Raw genomic sequence first — 19,434 nt, forward strand, 5'->3', positions numbered from 1 at the left:
GGGTGGGTGCAGACGTGGTCCCGCAGCGAGTCGACCGACAGATCCAATTGAAGACCCGAAGTCAGTGAGTGGGTGAGTCAGGAAGACCGCTGCGGGACCACGCCAACCATTCTCACTGTGAGTGGGGGCGGTCCGGCTCCCCTAGTGGCTCCAGACAACCAGCCGGAACCCGACCTGCGGAAGGACGTATAGGGGATGGACGAGCGATGGGCTCAGTTGTTTCACCAAGGGACTGTGTCCGCGGCGAGCTATGCGGCGCTACCGGAGTTGGCGCGGATGAGTGCGTTGGGGGTGCCCGGTGCGTTGCATCTGGCGGCTGCGATTGTCGGGGCGGAGGACGGGCCTGAGGACAGGGCGGCGGTTCGTGAGCGCTATGCAGCGGAGATCGCGGTGATGAGCTCGATCTCGAGGCAGGGCTTGCCGTCCGCCGGTGACGACACCGACTTCTTGTTCGGGTTGCAAGCGCTCGCGTGGCTTGAGGACTGGGGACTGCCGGGGTTCGAGGGTCTGGCGAACGGCGAGTTGTCGCTCGCTTGCCCGGCTTGTGGTGACGATCTGTTGCTGGATGTCGATGCAGCGGAGCCCCGCGCTAGAGCTTGCGGAGGCGAGTGGGCGGACCGGTGTGTGGTCGACAAGCTGCGGTACCTGCTCGGCACAGCTGTCTGTCCCGAGTGCGGTACGGCGTTGCCGTGGCGAAGGGCTTGGCGTGAAGGGTGGGGTGTGGCACTCTCGGCGAGTGCGGGAAGGGTAATGCAGGCGGCCAGGGGCTGACCGAGCGGATGGTGGAGTGGGCTGCCGAGTGTGTTGGCGGCGAGGCGAGGGTCGTGCGGCCTTTGCATGGGGAGCAGGGGCCTTGGCTGCTGCGCGTTGGTGAGACCGACGTCGTACTGCGGACGCTGACGCCTCGGATTGACGCGGAGATGATCGCGACTGGGGTTGCCGCGCTCACGGTGGCCGAGGAGTACGGCGTACCGGCGCCGCGGTTGCTGGGGGTGGACCTCGAGATTCCGGCGTCGGTGGAGACGGTGGTCGGGACAACCGAGTGGCCCCAGTACGGCGGGCCGGCGCGGGTTGAGGCGATGTTGGCGCGCGTTCATGTGCCCCTGGACCCCCAAGCAGATTTGCCGCTGCTGACGCGGCCGATCGCAGTCGACGACTTCGCGCGGGATCGGCGCGATGGTCGCACACAGACGACCCCGTTGCTGCGTTTGGCGGATGACGTCGTACAGGGAATGGAACCGCCGGCAACTCAAAAGGTGTTTCTGCATGGCGATGTCTGGCCCGGAAACGTCGCGTGGGCCGGCCCGACCGAGTGTGTGTTGATCGACTGGAAGTCAGCCGGGGTTGGCGATCCGGGCGTGGACTTCGGTGAGCTGCGCAAGCAGATGGCGATCACCTACGGGATGAAAGCCACCGGCGGCAGCGCCTACTGGGACATCACAGCGGCGCTCAACACGCCCACCGTGCTGTGGACGGCGGAGGCCACCGCGCGGCGCGACGGGTTCTTGCGGGATGCGCTCAGAGCGTTGGGGGTGGCGGTGTGATGTGCTGGTGGGGTGACGGAACTGGATGAGCAGCGGGAGGTCTACCGGACGCTGGATCTGGCGCTGCGCATCGGCGAGGTCTTGTTGTCGAGTGGAGCCGGTACGGCGGATGCCACGGCGACGATTTTGGGCGTGACGGCAGCCGGCAATCTCAGGGGATGTGAGGTCGACATCACGTTCACGTCGATCGCGATCTCGTATCAGGCGTCGCCGGATACCGCGCCGGAGACGCATATGCGGGTGGTGCGGTATCGGTCGCAGGACTTCAGCCGGCTGACCGAGGTAGATCGACTAGTACGGCGCTACTCCCGCGCAGAGGTCACCCGTGATGAAGCGAGCCGGGAGCTCGCGCGGTTGACCTCCGTAGGGCCGCCTTATCCGCGGTGGACTGCGGTGGTCGCCTGGGGTGTGATGGCAGGCGGCGCGACGCTGTTGCTGGGTGGCGGTTGGTTGATCACGCTGGTCGCGGTCGTTACGGCGATTGTGATTGATCTGAGCAACCGGTGGTTCAACCGCCAGCGCCTGCCTGCGTTTTACCAGCAGGTGGCCGGCGCCTTCGTGGCGATGGCGGTGGCGCTGGTCTTGTACGCCGTCCATGCGCCGGTCGACCCGTCGTTGGTAGTTGCCGCAGGCATCATTATGTTGCTGGCCGGGATTGCGTTGACCGGTGCGGTTCAGGACGCGATCACCGGGTATTACGTGACCGCGGCCGCGCGCAGTCTGGAGGCGATGCTGCTGACCGGCGGCATCATCGCGGGCGTCAGCCTCGGGCTCGCCATCGGGATCAAGCTGGGCTTCCACATCGGTATCGAGGCGCAGACGATTCAGTTGTCGAATCTGCCGATCATGGTCGGCGCCGGCGCGTTGATGGCGGTCGCGTTCGCCTATGCGTCGTACGCGCCGTTGCGGGCGTTGCTGCCGGTCGCGGTGATCGGTGGGGCGGGCTCGCTGGTGTTCACGTTGATGACGCGGGCCGATTTCGGGTCGGCGTGGTCGACGGCGGCTGCGGCGTTCACGGTCGGGTTCGGGAGTTACTCGCTCGGGCGGCGATCCGGCGTACCGCCGTTGGTGGTTGTCGTGTCCGGCACGGTGCCACTGCTGCCGGGATTGACCATCTACAAGGGCCTCTACGAGCTGACCGGCCTCGGCAACCTGATCGGGATCGTCAGCCTGGCGACAGCGGTCGCGATCTCGATCGCCATCGCGTCCGGCGTGATCCTCGGCGAGTACGTCGCCCAGCCGATCCGCCGCGAAGCCCGCCGGCTGGAGGACCGCCTCGCCGGACCGCGCCTGATCGGCCCGCGCCGGCCGATCCGCCGCAAGACGACCCGTGGGCGCCGCGGCTGGTCCAAGACGCCCTGAACTGTCGGCGGCAGGAGACAGACTGGCGAGCATGCTGCACATTTCTGACGCTGAGCGTCGCAATCGGTTGGTGAAGAGGCATGGGCTGGTACGGCGCTTTGCCACGATCGAGGACGCCGTCCGCGGGATGACCGTGCTGCATGCGACCGAGGCGGCGACGGTGCATCTGTCGTTGTGGGCGCGCGTCGCCGGGGTGACCGTGGCCGAGGTTGAGCGGGCCCTGTACGACGAACGCAGCGTGGTGAAGCAGTTGGCGATGCGGCGCACGTTGTTCGTGTTCCCGCGGGATCTGCTGCCGGCCGCGCTGGGCAGCGCCTCGAAGCGCGTGGCGCGACAGCAGCGAGTAGGGCTGACGAAGGACCTGCTCGCCGCCGGGGTCACCACGATCGACAAGTGGATCGATGAGACCGCGGCCGAGGTGCTCGAACTCCTCGCCGACGGCAAAGCGCGGACCACGAGCGAGATCCGCGACCACGTCCCGGCGCTCGGCCTGATGCGGCCGTCGGGGCCGGGCGTGTTGCCGGCCGGGCCGGCGGTGATGGCGTTGCTGAGCGCCGAGGGGCGGGTGCTGCGCGCGGTGAACAGTGGGCACTGGCGACTCAGCAAGCCCGCTTGGACGTCTACCCAGCACTGGCTCGGCGAACAACCCACACCGATGGAAGAGCACGAGGGGTACGCCGAGCTCGTCCGCCGCTGGCTGGGCACCTTCGGCCCTGGGACGGAGGCCGACATCGTCTGGTGGCTGGGCGCGACGAAGTCCGCCGTACGCCGGGCGCTAGCCGACGTGGAGGCGGTCGCCGTCAGCCTGGACGGAGGCGGAACGGGCTGGGTTCTGCCGGACGACACCCAATCGCAAGAAGTTGAGCCCTGGGCGGCGCTTCTCCCGTCCCTCGACCCAACGGTGATGGGGTGGAAGGAGCGCGAATTCTACCTGGACCCCGCCGACAAGCCGTTCCTCTTCGACACCAACGGCAACGCCGGTAACACCGCCTGGTGGAACGGCCGGATCGTCGGCTGCTGGTTGCAGGACGACAAGGATCCGGCCGCGCCCGTCCGCCTGGTCATCCATCAGGACATCGGCAAGGCAGCGCAAACCGCCCTCGAGGCAGAGGCCGACCTGCTCACCGGCTGGCTCGACGGCGTCCGCATCACCAACGTCTACGCCTCCCCGCAGATGCGCGGCCTGCGGCTGCCCTGACCCGATCTGGGTGGCGAGCCAGCGAAATGGTGGGGATCGGATGACCTTCGGCGTACGGTGCCGTTAGAGTTACCGACTGGGAACATCGTCCGATCTGGAGGATCGCCGTGGCACTGGGTAGAACGTCCCCGCGGGACCTGCCGCTGTTCGCGGATCTGTCCGGGAAGGACATCCGGGACATCTTCAAGGCGGGTGAAGAGGTGTCGGTGCCGGCCGGGTGGTCGCTCATTCTGGAGCAGACCGCGCCCGATGCGGCGTACCTGATCCTGAGCGGTACGGCGGCGGTCCGGGAGAAGGGTGTCGAGATCGCCGAGCTCGGGCCGGGGGATATCGCCGGCGAGGTCGGGGTCCGGAAGAACATGTTGCGGACAGCAACGGTCACCGCGAAGTCGCGGCTGCAGCTGCTGCACTTCACCCGGGAGAAGTTTCAGGACCTGACCACCCGGCTACCGGACTTCCGCGACGCCATCGACGCCACCATCGCCGAGCGCCGCGGTGGATCCTGAGCCTCCCGCCGCAGCCGGACAGCCGGATCTAGCGGCGCTGCAGGCCGAGTTCGAACGCACGTTGCTCGGCGGGGACCGGAAGTTCACCCGGATCCAGGTCTCCGAGCGGGCCGGGATCTCGATCGCGCGCGCCGAGCGGATGTGGCATGCGCTGGGGTTTGCGACGGTGCCGGACGACGAGGTGGCGTTCACCGACGGGGACGTCGAGGCTTTGCGACTGGTCGTGGCGCTCGAGGACGACAACTTCATCGACCCCGAGATGGAGTCGTCGCTGGCCCGGAAGCTAGGCCAGACGCAGTCGCGGCTCGCTTCGTGGCAGTCCGCGATGTTCCTGGAGTTCCTCGCCACGGCGCCGCTGGAGCCTGACGAGGCGATCGAGGTCGCCGGGCTGCTGTTGCCCGCGATGGAGAAGCTGCAGACCTATGTCTGGCGCCGTCACCTGGCCGCTGCCGCCGGTCGGGCCGTGGCTGGCTCGGACGAGCTGGCCCGCGGGATTCGCGCGGTCGGATTCGCCGACATCGTCAGCTACACCCGGCTGACCCGGCGGATGACCGAGCTCGAGCTCGGTCAGTTGATCGAGCGGTTCGAGGGCATGGCGGCGGATGTCGTGGCGCTGAACGGCGGTCGGGTGATCAAGTCGATGGGCGACGAGGTCCTGTTCGTCACCGATACCGCCGCCCAGGGCGCCGCCGTCGCGCTGGCCCTCCAGGACGCGGTCGCCGCGGTCGACGACCTCCCTGATCTGCGGATCGGCCTTTGCTACGGGAGCATCCTGATCCGCCTCGGCGATGTGTACGGCGAGGTCGTCAACATTGCCGCCCGCCTCACCTCCGAGTGCAAACCGGGCCGAGTCCTCGCCGATCGCGAACTGGCCGCCGCCCTCGACGGACACCCGTCGTACCGGCTGCGAAAGCTGCGCCGCGTCAACGTCCGCGGCTATCACCACCTCGTCCCCTACGCCCTCCAGCGCGCCGACGGCGCTTAGAGACGGGTGATTTTGTCCACAGAGTTATCCAGTGCCTGTGGACAAAAGTCAGCGAGGGGTCCACGACAATGCTTGTGTGCAAGAGATCCACACCACAGCTGACCTGATCACCGCCGCCGCCGGGGATCCGCTGATCGTCTGGGCCGGCCAGGGCTTCGCGCCTGGCATCCGTGCCTGGTACGACGGGAGCGCGGTGGCCGTCGCTTCCCCGGAGCTGTTCCAGCGAAACCGCCTGGTCGTTGCCGGACCGCCCGAGGGCGTCGCGCGGCTGGTGACCACGGTGACGGCCGACATCGGCACGGCGTACCGCCCGCTCGGTGACGAGGACCTGATTCGCGAGCTGGCGAATCGCGTGCCAGGGCTGGAGTTTTCGGCCAGTTTCGGCTGGATGGACACGGCCGAGATCCCGCCGGTCACAACCACGGCGGCCTGGCTCGACGGCGCTGACGGGGTCGAGGAGTTGCTGACCGAGGCGTCACCCTCGTCGTTCGCCTGGCCCGGAAATCCCGCCGTACGGCGCTGGGCTGCGATCCGGGATGAAGCCGGTCAGCTGGTGAGTATCGCGGCCGAGGCCTGGAGTGCACCCGAGGTGGGGTTCATCGCGGGCGTGACAACCCGACCGGTTGCCCGAGGCAAGGGATTGTCCCGGGAGGTGTGCGGATTTGTCACTGCTGAGCTGGTGAAACGGCACGGCCAGGCCGGGCTGATGGTAGACCGCGACAACGTCGCCGCGATCGCGGTCTACCACCGCCTGGGTTACACCTACCGCCGTGTCGCCACGGCGGGCTACTAACGCGTCGGCTCGACCGTCAGCGTGACACCCGGCTTGCCGGTCGGCGGCGGTGTCTTGGTCGGCGGAGTCGTCGACGCACCCGGCTTCGTCGGCGTCGGCGTCACCGACGGCGTGGGCGGCGTTGTCGGTCCCGCGGTCGGGAACTGCGGCGGGGTGAACGGCGCCTTCGTGAGGTCGACGCACTTCGCCTCGACCGGCGGCTCGGTCTCGTTGCTGTCCTCGCTCGGCGTCGGCTCGATCGTCGTCGCGACCGGGTGCGGGACGATGTTGCTGGTCCCCGCCGAGCCTGAGCTGTACTCCCGATTCTCCGTCGCGCAGTCCTGCAGCGACAGGTTGATCGGCTCGCCGTCCTGGTTGTACAGAGCCACCGCAATTTGCTTGCCCTGGGCATCGAAGCCGTAGAGGTTCGTGACCTCGCCGCCGTTCCAGCGCAGCCCTTCGGCCGGCGGGTTGTACGAGGAGGAGTCACGGTAATCGTGACGGTCGAAGACGCCGCTGTACGAGCCCAGGAAAGCCGCGGAGATGAACGCCGGTACGGCGACCGCCGCGACGACGTTCAACGGGACGACGTACCAGAGCCAGCGCTGATCCTGCTGCGTCCGGCGGGCGACCCAGACCGAGACGATGGCTCCGACGATCGCGCCGACCACGGCAACTGCGCCGGCACCGAACAGCAGGAAGAATCCGCCCCCGCCGACCGCGCCGCGCAGCACCCACCAGACCGGCTGGCCGATGACGACGATCTCCTTGCGGATGTTCGGCGGGATCTGCTCGATGAGGTCGCGGATGGCCCGCTCGCCGCTCTGGCCGCGCGGGGTGTCGAGGACGATCCGCGGCTCGTTCCCGCGCAGCGACTTGACGCCCAGGTAGGCCGCGCCGAACAGGATCGCGAAACCGATGAACCCGAAGAAGGCGGTGACCTCAGCGCCGCCTCCGAAGACTGCGATCACGATGAAGAACGGCCCGACGGTGGCGGCGATCAGGCCCCAGCGGAGTGCCCGCTTGCCAGGGTTCGGGTCGACCGGCGGCTTGGTGGTCCGGGGCGGATAACCGGCCGCGGTCCGGAGCTCGTCGGCGTACTGGCGCGGAGTGCCGAGGCGCTCGTGCAGGGCCGCGATGGTCGGCTCGGTCTCGAACTCGGCTGCGACCTCGGTCAGGTGACCGCTGACGTCCTCGAGGACATCCGCCAGTTCACCGGGCGGGAGGTCGCTGAGCTCGGCGCGCACCTGGCTCAGGTACATCGCGACCGCCCCGGTCAGGGTGCTGTTCACGCGGCCTCCTTGGTCAGCAGCAGTACCGACATGATGTCGGCGAAGTGGGTCCAGGTCCGGGTGGACTGGTCGAGCAGATCGTGGCCGGTCTTGTTCAGCCCGTAGTACTTGCGGTGCGGGCCCTCCTCGCTGGGCTGCACGTACGACGTCAGCGCGCCGGCCGCGAAGAGTCGCCGGAGCGTCCCGTACACCGAGGCGTCGGCAACGTCGTGCAGGCCCGCGGCCCGCAGCCGGCGCAGCACGTCGTACCCATAACCGTCGGCATCGCGCAGAACCGCGAGCACCGCCAGGTCGAGCACCCCTTTGAGCAACTGGCTCGTATCCATCCCAGCCTCCTTGTCTGCATCACACACTACTACACACTGCGGAGTACTACGCAGTGAGTAGTTGATAAACGCAGAACAGGCGCCCCGGGAAGCCCGGGGCGCCTGTTGAAAGAGCAGTTAGTTCTTCGGATCGTGCAGGTCCGGCCGTTGGCTCGGCGTGGTGATGTCGACCTCGAGCGGGGCGACCTTGGTCGGGGCGGTGAGCTTGCCGGTGGTCAGCGGGAGGTTGAGCCGACTGCCGGCCAGGTCGATGTCGATCGAGGCGCCGGTGTCGTTCGGGCTCGTCCACTCGACGTCGGACAGCGTCACGGCCAGGCCGAGGATGCGGCCCTTCGGGATGATCTCGTCCTGGGCGCGCAGCGGCACGGTGACGGTTGTCCACTTGCCCGGGGTGAGCGGCTTCGGCTTGCTCAGCGAGTTGCTGTGCGCGGCGTCGATCCAGCCGCGGCTGACGATGCCGTGATCCGACTGCGCCGTGAGCTTCTCGACCGGGAAGTAGCACCCGTCGTCGTAGTCGGTCTTCGCGCCGTAGCAGGTCTCCGGACCGGTACGGCGAACGCCGGAGTACCGCGCTGCGTCGCCGTACTCGACGAGCCGCGCAGTGATCGGCGTGGTGGTCGAGTCGGCCTTGATCCGCAGCGTCACGGTCGGCGTCCCACTGACCCGGATCGCGCCCGGAAGCGGTGCGGACAAGAACATCTGGCGACCGGCGATGACCTCCGACGGCGAGGCCACGATGTCGTCCTCGGTGAGCTCCGGGGCGTCGGTGACGGTGACCGTTCCCTTGCCCAGGGCACCTAGTTTGCCGGCAGCCAGCGGCACCGGTACGGCGTGCTTGGTGGCCGGCCAGGTCTTGTAGTCGTTCCACACGTCCGGCGCGGTCTCGACCGAGGCCATCGGCTCGCGCATCACGTTGTTCGGCAGGCCCTGCAGCCAGTAGTCGAACCACTTGTGCAGCTCGTCCACCCACGCGTCACGACGGAACTCGAACGGGTCGACGTGGTCCTCGAGACCGAGCCAGATCTTCCGCGGCACGTTGTTCTTGGCGAGCGCGTCCCACCACTGCGAGAAGTGGTTGGTCTGCACGTTGTAGTCGCTCAGGCCGTGCGTGACGAAGACCGAGGCCTTCACCTTCTTGGCGTCCTTGACGTAGTCGCGCTCGGCCCAGAACTTCGTGTAGTCGCCGGTCTCGTCGTCGTCGTTGTCGCCGAGGTCCGCGCGCACCGCGTCGCAGGCCGCCGAGTCGTGACCGACGTAGCCACCGAGCCACGGCATGTAGTCGTCGGAGTACGGAACACCGCCGGAGCGGCTGTAGTCGTACCACGACGAAATCGCCGAGATCGGGACGATGGTCTTCAGGCCCTTGACCCCGGTGGCGGCCACTCCGTTGGCCAGCGTGCCGTCGTACGACTTGCCGATCATGCCGACCGAGCCGTTCGTCCAGGAGGCCGTCACCGGCGATCCGTCGGCCGTGTGGGCACTGTTGCGCCCGTTCAGCCAGTTGATCACCGCGACCACGGAGTCGATCTCGTCCTTGCCGCCGACATCACCGCAGCCGGTGGACCGGTTGGTGCCGACGATGTCGACGCCGACCACGGCATACCCGCGCGGGACGAAGTAGTTGTCGTAGAACAGCGGCATCTTCTTGATGACGCCGTTCTCGTCGTAGGTCTTCTTCTCGCTCTCGTTGCCACGGCCACAGCAGGAGTAGTACGGCGAGGCGTCCATGATGACGGGGATCTTGCGGCCGGTCAGCGCGGTCTCGCTCGGCCGGACGATGTCGACCGCGATCACGTCGGTCTTGCCGTCGGAGTCGCTGTCCATCGAGGTGTCGACGTACACCGACTCGCGGATCGCGTTCGTGTAGTCGTAGACCGGCTTGGTGCTGTGGGTGCGCTGGTCGACGTTCGGCGGCGGGCCGGTCGGCGCCGCGCTCGGGCTCGCGCCGCGCAGGCTGTCGGAGGCGTCCGGAAGCGGCGCAGCCGTGGCCGAACCGATGGCTGCGCCGAAGCAGAGAGCGGTGGACGAGACCAGGATCGTCACCCTGGTGCGGACGGTCGTCATGGCTGGGAAGGCTAGCCACTCGCGGGCCGCAAAGCCAGGTTCTACCGAGATTGCCCGCGACTTGATCCGACCGGTAGCGGCACAGCGTGTGACGGATCGCGTTTCGGGATGGGCTTTCCGATAAGGTGACCGCCACCGCCCCGGGGGAAAGGCACGAAAGGGAAGCCCTGTGAATCTCCGAGCACCGGTCACTCTGCTGGACGTCGCGCAGCGCGCCGGCGTGTCCGTCGCGACCGCTTCCCGAGTCCTGAACGGCGGCGATCGCGTCCCTCGTCCTGAGCTGCAGGAACGGGTCCGGGCCGCCGCCGACGCGCTCGGCTACACGCCGAACGCCCAGGCCCAGGCGCTGGCCAAGTCGTCGACGAACGTCGTCGGCATCCTCGTCCACGACATCGAGGACCCGTACTTCGCCGCGATCGCCAACGGCGTCATGCGCGCGGCCGACGAGCGCAACCTGCTGGTGATGCTGGCCAGCACCTTCCGCGACGCCGAGCGTGAGATTGCTTACCTGGCCTCGCTCCGGGCCCAGCGCGCCCGGGCCGCGGTCATGATCGGTAGCCGTCGGACGGATGCCGAGAGCTTGGCCCGTACGGCGTCCGAGGTCGGTTCCTTCCTGAATTCCGGGGCCGGTCTGGCGCTGGTCAGCCAGTCGGGGATGCCTGCACACACCATCGAGCCCGACAACCGGGCTGGGGCGGCCGAGCTGGCGCGCTCGCTGGCCGGCCTGGGCTGGCGCAAGTTCGGCATCCTCGGCGGTCCTGAAGCACTCGCAACGGCACGTGACCGGCGCGACGGCTTCCTGGCCGGTTTGGCCGATTCCGGACTCGAGCCGGTCGCGGTCGAGTACGGCGACTTCACCCGGGACGGCGGGTACGCCGCTGCCGAGGAGCTGCTCGATCGCGGCGCCGACGTGGATTGCCTGTTCGCGGTCAACGACGTGATGGCGGTCGGCGCGATGTCCGCGCTGCGGGCGCGGGGCATCGACGTACCGGGGCGGTTGGGTGTGGCCGGGTTCGACGACATCGCGACCCTGCGGGACGTGTGGCCGGGTCTGACGACCGTCCGGCTGCCACTGGAGCAGATGGGCCGCCGCGCCTTGGAGCTCGCTATCGAAGGCGGAGAGCCGTCCGTGGAGACCTTCAAGGCCGAGGTCGTCCTGCGCGAAAGCACTGCGCGGGCCTGAGTTGGGCGCAGGTTGGGCCTGACCTAGGCTCAACTTCGTGACTGACCCTGTGCTTGTGTCCGAGATCTTCGACCCGTCGGCCTGGAAGCAGGTAGACGGCTTCGAGCTGACCGACATCACCTACCACCGCGCGGTCGACGCAGGCGTCGTCCGGATCGCGTTCAACCGGCCCGAGGTGCGCAACGCGTTCCGGCCGCACACGGTCGACGAGCTGTACCGCGTGCTCGACCACGCGCGGATGTCGTCGGACGTCGGCTGCGTGCTGCTGACCGGCAACGGGCCGTCGCCGCGCGACGGCGGCTGGGCCTTCTGCTCCGGTGGTGACCAGCGGATCCGCGGCAAGGACGGTTACAAGTACGCCGAGGGGACGACCGCGGAGTCCATCGACCCGGCCAAGGCCGGTCGGCTGCACATCCTCGAGGTGCAGCGCCTGATCCGCTTCATGTCGAAGGTCGTCATCTGCGTCGTACCGGGTTGGGCGGCCGGCGGTGGGCACAGCTTGCACGTCGTCGCGGACCTGACGCTGGCCTCGGCCGAGCACGGTCGCTTCAAGCAGACCGATGCGGATGTCGCGTCGTTCGACGGCGGGTTCGGGTCGGCGTACTTGGCCCGGCAGGTCGGGCAGAAGTTCGCTCGCGAAATCTTCTTCCTCGGTGACGAGTACTCCGCCGAGGATGCCTTCCGGATGGGCATGGTGAACAAGGTCGTGCCGCACGCCGAGCTCGAGGCGGTCGCGCTCGAGTGGGGCAAGAAGATCTGCGCGAAGTCGCCGACGGCGCAGCGGATGCTCAAGTACGCCTTCAACGCGATCGACGACGGGCTGGTCGGTCAGCAGTTGTTCGCCGGTGAGGCGACCCGCCTGGCCTACGGTACGGACGAAGCCGCCGAGGGGCGCGACTCGTTCCTGGAGAAGCGTCCCGCCGACTGGTCGCCGTACCCGTACGCGTTCTAGCGGTTGTGCCACTTCTGCACCGGGGCGCCGGTGCAGGAGCGGAGGATGAGGCTGGCGCCCTTGTCGCCGGAGCCGGCGGTGACGCACTTGTGGGTGTTGGGGTTCATCAGCTCGCGCTTGTCGGTGAGCTGGAACTTCTGGGCCCAGCCGTTGTTGCAGTTGGCTAGCTGGATCTGGGTGCCATCGGCGCTCTGGGCGTTCGCCAGGTCCATGCACAGACCCATCGAGCGGATCGACCCGTCCGGCTGGAAACTCCAGCTCTGGTTGGCGTTTCCGGTGCACTCCCAGGCGATGAGGGGCGTGCCGTCGCGGCCGACGCCGTCGCCGGCGTCCTTGACGTCGACACACCGGTTGGTGTCGTCGCTCATCAGCTTCATCGGCTGCTGCTGCGCGCCGAGAGCGGGCGGGCGGGTGACGCCCTCCGCGGTCTTGTTGCTGTCCGGCACCTTGACCGTCGTGGTCGTCTTCGTGGTGGTCGTGGTGGTGGCCGTCGCCGTCGTGGTGGCGGTCGTCGTAGTAGTGGCCGGAGGCAACGTTATGGTCGCAGTCAGGTTCTTCCCCGGGACGGTGACCACCATCGTGGTGTTCTTGCCGGGGATCGTCACGGTTGCCGGTGGCAACGTTACGGTCACGCCCGGGCGCAGCACCGTGGTGATCGACTTGCCCGGAGTCGGTACGGCGCCGGCCGGGGTGCGGCCGACCAGTGGCGCATCCGCCGCATAGACGGGAGCGTTTCCACCGCCGGAGTGCATCAGGGCGGGGATGGCAAATGCTATCCCCGCAACGAATCCCGTCACCAGCAAAGTGGCCGACCAGGCGCGCCGATCGGGCATCCGGCTGACCCGGGGCAGGTCGGGTCGCTGGGCGAAGGTGTCCGCGAAGCGTGACGACGAGGTCTTCGCCGTCTTGCCCGGGGTTCGAGGTGACCTCACGTCAGCTCCTGTGCTCTGGGACGGACCGCTCATATGAGCGGAAGAGCCATGCCCGTAAGGGTTTCCGGGCACTTGTACTCCGCAGGATCACCCGGCCACCCACCTGCCGTCAAACGATGGCGAGTCTGTGACGCCGGTCACCGTGCGAAATCGACCGGTCGTCGCATGTGACCGCATTGTTGCTGATCGTTCACCGATAGTTGTTGCGATGAGAGCGTTCTCAGTCTACTTTGACGACTGATCTGGGGGTCCTCCACCGAGTCGCCCACGAGGGAGATCCATCATCGACGAGTGCGCGCGCCGGACTATCGTCATCGACCTTTGTCTGGCCGAAAGAGACAGCCTGCGCAGGTATGTGACGAGCATCCTGGGTCGTGACAGTCATGCGGTCGAGGATGTCGTCCAGGAAACTTTGTTACGTGCGTGGCAGTTGGCCGAGCGGATCGACTGGGCCGACCGTCCGGTCCGGATGTGGCTGTTCCGCGTCGCCCGGAACCTGGTCATCGATCAGCACCGCCGCGACGGCCGCGCCGTGCCGGTCGGTCTGGACACGCCGGACTTCGAGACCGACCGCCAGCCCGACGAGGTGCAGCAGGTGATCGACCGCCGCGTGCTGGTCGAGGTGCTGCGCCGGCTGTCCCCGGCGCATCGTGAGGTCGTGGCCCGGATCCACCTGCTCGGTTCGCCCGGCGAAGAGGTCGCGGCCGTGCTCGGCGTCCCGTTGGGGACGGTGAAATCACGGGCCCACAACGCCGTTCGGCAGATCCGCGCCGAACTCACCCGCGGAGATTGGGCTGGAGCCGCTGCATGACGGGGTTCGGTAGTAGTGGTGTGCGGGCCTTCCTGGGGTACGTCGGTGTGGGACTGCTCGTCATCATCCTGGTCAACCTGCTGGTGCGAAAGCTTGGTGGCTGGAAGCGGTTGGGGCGCTGGATCAAGCGCGAGACCAAGCGGACAGTGCATGCGTTCGTGGAGCCGATCGCGGCCCGCCGTCGGTATCGGCGCCGCCTGCGTCTGCTGACCCAGGTGCTGCGGGACCACACCGCATGGACCGCTGCCGAGCAAGTGATCGTTGCCGCGGACAACCTTGCGCCCGGCTCGGCGCCGTACGCGGTGGCCCTGACCAAGAAGCGGGTCGGCGTACTGGTCGCCGGTCCCGAAGCGGACGACTCCCTGCCGGCGCCCTGGCAGCACGACGACCAGGACCCACGCTTGTGGTGGATCGACCGGGATCACCTCCCCGAGTCGACCGGCCGACAGACCGAGACGCCGCTGCTCGTCTGCCTCGGCACCGACAACGGCGGCACCGCCGTACTGATGATCGACATCCTGTCCGGCCCGCGCACCCTCTCCGTGTACGGCGTCGACCGGATCGCCCGCCCGGTCGTCCAGGCGATCGCCGCCCAGCTGGATGTGCGACTGCCGGTCGGAGCGATTGAAGTTGCCGACGGCATCCATTCGCGGCACGACGGACTCCCGTTCGCCGAGGCGCTGGTCCGGCTCGGAGCCTGGTTCGTGGTCGGTGCCGAGCCCTTGCAGCAGCCGCTGCCGGTCGGTCGCCGCTTGCTGACACTTGGCCCGTCCCGCGGCAGCTGCCGACTGATCGAGGCGCTGCCCGACCACACCCTGCGGCTGCACGGCGCGGCCGAGTGGCTCCGGATCGATCCGTTGCCGTTGGCAAGGGCTGTGGCACGGTCGATCCGTCGCCTGCCACCGCACGACTTCGGGACCGAGACCAACACGCTCGCCGCCGGACCGCTCGACGATCTCGACGACCTGAGCCTGCCGGACGGCCCGATCGGCGTCTCCGCCGCCGGCGGTGCCGGTGAGCCGACCCGGAAGGCTGCCTCGTGGAGCTGAACCTCACCACCGTCGAAGCCCGCTCCGGTGAGCGTGCCGACCGGATCGTTCGCGTTCCCCGCGGCCTCTCGGTGGCCGGCCTCGCTGAAGGCCTCGGAAAGCCCGGTACGCCGCTCTTTCTCGGCCGCCGGCTGCTCGACCCCACGGCCCTGCTGGCCGGTTCCGGCGTCCGGACCGGCGGTGTCCTCGGACTCGGCGGACCGATCGACGTACCGGACCTGCTGCAGCGTCGCCCGACCGGCCCCGCGCCGGTCGTCGTCGAACTGCATGCGGTCTCGGGTCCGGAGGCCGGCCGAGTGTGGCGGGTCGGTCCGGGTAGCCACGAGATCGGCTCGGATGAGCTCTGCACGATCCAGCTGGCTGGGGACGACGTACCGCGGGGTGGCCTGTGGGTGACCGTCGGACCGGCCGGTGAAGCGTTCTGGCATCGCACCGATGACCTGACCGGAGCCGTAGCAAGCAGGCAGATCGGCCCGCCGGACGACGACGCCGCGACGACGGCGATCCGGGTCGAGGACGACGAGCACGCCAATGACCCGGCCAAGTCCCAGCGCGTGGTCGACCCCGGGCATGCCGAGGTCGGTGAAGTGCGGTCCTGGCTGCCGGACGAGGACCTGGCTGCCGGGACGGTGCTGCTGCGCTGCAGCGGTTCGCTGGAGCCGCAGGCCGCCGTCCGGCTGGCCGACGACGGCTACACCCTGGACTACAACCGCCCGCCGCGGCTCGCGCCGCACCTCGACGACGAGAAGATTCGGCTGCCAACGCCGCCGGCCCCGCCGCAGAAGCGGCCGTTCCCGTGGCCGGTCGTGATGGCGCCGGTGGTGCTCGGCCTCGTCATGGTCGGCCTGTTCAACTCGTACTACTTCCTCGTCTTCACGATGCTCAGCCCGATGATGATGGGCATGAACTTCTTCAGCGCCCGGAAAACCGGTCGCGCTGATCACATCGAGGCCCGCCGCCGGTACTTCGCGCGGATGGAGGCCCTCGAGGAGGAGATCGAGGCCGCGGTCACCCGGGAGCGGTTCATCCGCAACCTGACCGCGCCCGACCCGGTCCGGATCGCCCAACTGGCCACCCGCCCGGGCAGCCGGTTGTGGGAGCGCCGTCGTACCGATCCTGACTACCTGTTGCTTCGGCTCGGGACCGCGGACCAGCAGTCGCTCAAAGAGGTCGACGACCAGGGCCGCGAGGAGAACCACCGGACGATTCGCTGGACCATCCCGGACGCGCCGATCGCGCTGCCGATCCGGCAACACGGTGTGCTGGGGATCGCCGGTCCGGCCGCGACGATCCGTGGCGTGGCTCGGTGGCTGGCGATCCAGGCCGCCGTGCTGCACTCACCGCAGGCGCTGAAGATCGTCGTACTGGCTGATGAAGAGACGATCGACGAGTGGGACTGGGTGCGCTGGCTGCCGCAGTTGCGGCCGGAGAAGGTGGACTCGGCGGCGATCCTGATCGCGAACGACGAATCCACCACCTACGCCCGGATGAGCGAGCTGGTGGCGACGGTCCAGGGCCGGCACCGCCGGATCGAGGCCGAGGGACAGGCGGCGCAGAACCGGCTGCCGGAGACCGAGATTGTGGTGATCGCGGACGGTTCGCGCCGGCTCCGCGACGTACCGGGCTTCATCCAGGTGCTGACCCAGGGGCCGGCCGTCGGCGTGTACTCGGTCTGCCTCGATCGGGACGAGCGTCTGCTGCCCGAGGAGTGCGGCGCGGTGATCGCGGCCGAGGAAGAGACCCTCACCATCCGACGGCCGGGCATCCCCGACCAGCAGAACGTTCGCGCCGACCTGGTCACGCCGCAGTGGTGCGAGCAGATCGCGCGGGCGCTCGCGCCGGTGCGCGACATCAGCCCGGACCACGACGCCGGTCTGCCGAAGCTGGTCAGGCTGCTCGACGAGCTCGAGCTGGAGCCACCGACGGCCGAGCCGATCGTCGAGCGCTGGCGCCGCCGCCCAGCCAGTACGTCGTTCGTGCTGGGCACCGACTTCGACGGCCGGTTCATCGTCGACTTGGTTGCCGACGGCCCCCATGGCCTGATCGCCGGTACGACGGGTTCCGGCAAGTCCGAGTTGTTGCAGACGATGGTTGCGTCGCTGGCGGTCTCGAACCGGCCGGATGAGCTCACCTTCGTCCTGGTCGACTACAAGGGTGGTAGTGCCTTCAAGGAGTGCGCGGGGCTGCCGCACACGCTGGGCATGGTCACCGACCTCGACTCGCACCTGGTCGAGCGGGTGCTCGTCTCGCTGGACGCCGAGCTGCGTCGCCGGGAGCGGATCCTGGCCGCGGCCGACGCCAAGGACCTGATCGACTACCAGATGAAGCGTGCTGCCGATCCGTCGATCAAGCGGTTGCCGCGACTGTTGCTGGTGATCGACGAGTTCGCCGCGATGGTTGCCGAGATCCCCGACTTCGTCCCGGGTCTGATCAGCCTCGCCCAGCGTGGCCGATCACTCGGTATCCATCTGATCCTGGCCACCCAGCGGCCGGCCGGCGTGGTCACCGGTGACATCCGGGCCAACACCAACCTGCGGATCGCGCTGCGGGTCACCGACCAGGCCGAGAGCCAGGACGTCGTCGACGTCAACGAAGCGGCCTCGATCAGTACGGGAATTCCGGGGCGGGCGCTGATTCGTCGCGGACCGCGGCTTGCCGACCTGTTCCAGACCGCGTGGGTCGGTGCCGAACGCAAGGAAGACGTCGAGCAGACCGGCCCGGTGGATCCGTCCGGTGTGATGGTGACCGAGCTGCCGTGGGAGTCCTTGGGTCGGCCGATCGAGCACGAGGCTGAGGAAGAGATCGAGGGGCCCGCTCCGACGGTGCCGCTGACCGACCTGCATGTCCTGGTCGAGGCGATCCGCAATGCGACGGCCGAGCTGCCTGACTTCACCGCGCAGCCGAAGCCGTGGCAGCCAGCGCTTGGTGCGCAGATCCTGCTCGCAGACCTGCCGGATACCAGCGAGACCGAGATGTTCGTGCCGTATGCGCTGGAGGACATTCCGGCGCTGCAGCAGCAGCGGGTCGCAGGCATCGACTTCGAAACCTTCGGCCACCTGTATGTGATCGGGGCGCCGCGGTCCGGTCGTACGCAGGTGTTGCGCACGATGGCCGCGTCGGCGGCGAAGAGCCTCAGCGTCGCTGATGTGCACATCTACGGCATCGACGCGGCCGGTGGCGCACTCGCACCACTGGAGACGCTGCCGCACTGTGGCGCAGTCGTTTCGCGGCACGATATGGAGCGGCTGACCCGGCTGCTGCGCCGTCTGAACCAGGAGCTGACCGAGCGGCAGGAACTGGCCGGCCAGCACAACGCCACCGGCCTGAACGAGCTGCGCAAGGCGCTGCCGAAGGGCAAGCGGCCCGCGCACATCCTGCTCCTCATCGACGGTTGGGATGCACTGTCGACGATGCTCGACGACCACGACAGCGGCGGTCTCTTCGGTGAGGTCCTACGGCTGCTGCGCGAGGGCGGTGGTCTAGGCATCCACCTGATCGCCACTTCAGAGCGGTCGCTGCTCGGTGGCCGGCTCTCGTCCCACAACGACCACAAGCTGCTGCTTCGACAGGCCGACCGGACCGACTACCAAGCGGCTGGTCTGCGACTCGCCAAGGTGCCCGCGATGATCGGCCCGGGACGCGGCTGGCATGTGCTCACGGCCACCGAGACGCAGGTCGCCGTACTGGCTGAGGGGGGTGGGTCGGCTCAGGTGGAGGTGATTCGCTCCATCGCGGCCGAGGCGAAGAAGCGGGACTTCAAGGTTGCGCCGGATCGGCGGCCGTTCACGATCGCCGAACTGCCGACCTCGGTCGAGTTCGCCGAGGCCTACGAGAAGGTCGCAGCCGCGGACCGGCGTCCGCAGTGGGGCCTCATCGGCCTCGGTGGCGACGAGGGTGGCGCGCTCGGCGTCGACCTCGCCGGCGTCAGCTCGTCGTACGGCGTCCTCGGTTCACCCGGCTCGGGGCGTAGCAACGCGCTGTCGTGTCTGGCGGTTTCGTTGCTGGCGGCGGGATCGGCGCTGGTCGTCATCACGCCGCGCGAGTCGCCGCTGCGGATGCTTCAGCGACACCCGCAGGTCGTGCTGATGGAGCAGTCCGATCCGCCCGAGGACGTCCTGCGCGCGACGCTGGACAGCATCCAGGGCCCGAAGGTCGTCGTGATCGACGACTCCGACCTCCTGATGACGGCGGCCGCGGACAAGGTCCTCAAGGAGATCGTGGTCTCCGGCCGCGACGAAGGCGTCGGCCTGATCTTCGCCGCCACCACCGACGGCTTCCAGTCCGGCCTCAGCGGCTGGTCCTCCGCCGCCCGCCGAGCCCGCCGCGGCCTGTTGTTAGAGGCCCGCTCCATGAGCGACGGCGAACTCATCGGCGTCCGCGTCGGCTCCAACATCACCCGAGCCACCCCCCGCCTCGGCCGCGGCTGGACCACCGGCCCCGGCTCGATGCCCATCACCC

At 68.5% G+C, this 19,434-nt stretch carries 16 protein-coding genes; 12 read left to right on the top strand and 4 right to left on the bottom strand.

All coding sequences use genetic code 11. The features are described from left to right. Positions 1-195 precede the first annotated feature (195 nt). The 7 genes from E1263_RS35145 to E1263_RS35175 all read left to right on the top strand — a co-directional run bounded on the left by E1263_RS35145 (position 196) and on the right by E1263_RS35175 (position 6,388). Complete coding sequence (locus E1263_RS35145; protein ID WP_132175428.1) at positions 196-771, top strand: hypothetical protein; 576 nt, start codon at positions 196-198, stop codon at positions 769-771. A gap of 53 nt (positions 772-824) precedes the next feature. Next, complete coding sequence (locus E1263_RS35150) at positions 825-1,544, top strand: phosphotransferase (RefSeq protein WP_238161839.1); 720 nt, start codon at positions 825-827, stop codon at positions 1,542-1,544. A 12-nt stretch (positions 1,545-1,556) separates the two neighbouring features. Next, entirely contained in the window at positions 1,557-2,906 is a 1,350-nt protein-coding gene (locus E1263_RS35155) for a threonine/serine exporter family protein (protein ID WP_132175432.1), read from the top strand. Between the two features lie 31 nt (positions 2,907-2,937). Further along, entirely contained in the window at positions 2,938-4,104 is a 1,167-nt protein-coding gene (locus E1263_RS35160; protein WP_132175434.1) for a winged helix DNA-binding domain-containing protein, read from the top strand. 107 nt (positions 4,105-4,211) lie between these two features. After that, on the top strand, positions 4,212-4,610 hold the full coding sequence (locus tag E1263_RS35165) for a cyclic nucleotide-binding domain-containing protein (protein ID WP_132175436.1): 399 nt from the start codon (positions 4,212-4,214) through the stop codon (positions 4,608-4,610). Then, positions 4,600-5,595 (top strand): adenylate/guanylate cyclase domain-containing protein, encoded by a 996-nt coding sequence (locus E1263_RS35170; protein WP_132175438.1) that lies wholly within the window; start codon positions 4,600-4,602, stop codon positions 5,593-5,595. The genes E1263_RS35165 and E1263_RS35170 overlap by 11 nt, the downstream gene beginning before the upstream one ends. A gap of 76 nt (positions 5,596-5,671) precedes the next feature. Next, a complete protein-coding gene (locus E1263_RS35175; RefSeq protein WP_132175440.1) occupies positions 5,672-6,388 on the top strand; it encodes a GNAT family N-acetyltransferase in 717 nt (238 codons plus the stop codon). Here E1263_RS35175 and E1263_RS35180 read toward each other — a convergent pair. The 3 genes from E1263_RS35180 to E1263_RS35190 all read right to left on the bottom strand — a co-directional run bounded on the left by E1263_RS35180 (position 6,385) and on the right by E1263_RS35190 (position 10,049). Continuing rightward, positions 6,385-7,659 carry an HAAS signaling domain-containing protein gene (locus E1263_RS35180; protein WP_132175442.1) on the bottom strand — a complete coding sequence of 425 codons (1,275 nt, stop codon included), beginning with the start codon at positions 7,657-7,659 and terminating at the stop codon, positions 6,385-6,387. The two genes, E1263_RS35175 and E1263_RS35180, sit on opposite strands and share 4 nt — an antisense overlap. Further along, positions 7,656-7,985 carry a PadR family transcriptional regulator gene (locus tag E1263_RS35185; RefSeq protein WP_132175444.1) on the bottom strand — a complete coding sequence of 110 codons (330 nt, stop codon included), beginning with the start codon at positions 7,983-7,985 and terminating at the stop codon, positions 7,656-7,658. Before E1263_RS35185 ends, E1263_RS35180 begins: the two co-directional genes overlap by 4 nt. Positions 7,986-8,102: 117 nt before the next feature. After that, on the bottom strand, positions 8,103-10,049 hold the full coding sequence (locus tag E1263_RS35190; protein WP_132175446.1) for a Xaa-Pro dipeptidyl-peptidase: 1,947 nt from the start codon (positions 10,047-10,049) through the stop codon (positions 8,103-8,105). A 169-nt stretch (positions 10,050-10,218) separates the two neighbouring features. Here E1263_RS35190 and E1263_RS35195 point away from each other — a divergent pair, with 169 nt between their 5' ends. Together E1263_RS35195 and E1263_RS35200 are read left to right on the top strand one after the other, a co-directional pair. Further along, positions 10,219-11,232, top strand: a complete 1,014-nt coding sequence (locus E1263_RS35195) for a LacI family DNA-binding transcriptional regulator (protein ID WP_132175448.1) — start codon at positions 10,219-10,221, stop codon at positions 11,230-11,232. A 37-nt stretch (positions 11,233-11,269) separates the two neighbouring features. Next, positions 11,270-12,184, top strand: a complete 915-nt coding sequence (locus tag E1263_RS35200) for a 1,4-dihydroxy-2-naphthoyl-CoA synthase (RefSeq protein WP_202869210.1) — start codon at positions 11,270-11,272, stop codon at positions 12,182-12,184. Here the strand turns inward: E1263_RS35200 and E1263_RS35205 are convergent. Continuing rightward, positions 12,181-13,116 carry an RICIN domain-containing protein gene (locus tag E1263_RS35205; protein ID WP_132175450.1) on the bottom strand — a complete coding sequence of 312 codons (936 nt, stop codon included), beginning with the start codon at positions 13,114-13,116 and terminating at the stop codon, positions 12,181-12,183. The genes E1263_RS35200 and E1263_RS35205 overlap by 4 nt on opposite strands. 343 nt (positions 13,117-13,459) lie before the next feature. Here E1263_RS35205 and E1263_RS35210 point away from each other — a divergent pair, with 343 nt between their 5' ends. The 3 genes from E1263_RS35210 to E1263_RS35220 all read left to right on the top strand — a co-directional run. Further along, complete coding sequence (locus tag E1263_RS35210; protein WP_272949716.1) at positions 13,460-13,927, top strand: sigma-70 family RNA polymerase sigma factor; 468 nt, start codon at positions 13,460-13,462, stop codon at positions 13,925-13,927. Continuing rightward, positions 13,924-14,976, top strand: coding sequence for a hypothetical protein (locus E1263_RS35215; RefSeq protein WP_132175454.1), 1,053 nt, complete (start codon positions 13,924-13,926; stop codon positions 14,974-14,976). Before E1263_RS35210 ends, E1263_RS35215 begins: the two co-directional genes overlap by 4 nt. Then, the coding region (locus tag E1263_RS35220; RefSeq protein ID WP_132175456.1) for an FtsK/SpoIIIE domain-containing protein at positions 14,967-19,434 on the top strand (4,468 nt) is incomplete at its 3' end. The genes E1263_RS35215 and E1263_RS35220, both read left to right, overlap by 10 nt.

Source organism: Kribbella antibiotica, from assembly GCF_004349055.1.
Classification (GTDB): Bacteria; Actinomycetota; Actinomycetes; order Propionibacteriales; family Kribbellaceae; genus Kribbella; species Kribbella antibiotica.

What these genes read in the sequence shown, in the direction of transcription:
- E1263_RS35145 (WP_132175428.1), top strand. Translation starts at nt 196, where the DNA reads ATGGACGAGCGATGGGCTCAGTTGTTTCACCAAGGGACTGTGTCCGCG.
- E1263_RS35160 (WP_132175434.1), top strand. Translation starts at nt 2,938, where the DNA reads ATGCTGCACATTTCTGACGCTGAGCGTCGCAATCGGTTGGTGAAGAGG.
- E1263_RS35185 (WP_132175444.1), bottom strand. Translation starts at nt 7,985, where the DNA reads ATGGATACGAGCCAGTTGCTCAAAGGGGTGCTCGACCTGGCGGTGCTC.
- E1263_RS35190 (WP_132175446.1), bottom strand. Translation starts at nt 10,049, where the DNA reads ATGACGACCGTCCGCACCAGGGTGACGATCCTGGTCTCGTCCACCGCT.
- E1263_RS35215 (WP_132175454.1), top strand. Translation starts at nt 13,924, where the DNA reads ATGACGGGGTTCGGTAGTAGTGGTGTGCGGGCCTTCCTGGGGTACGTC.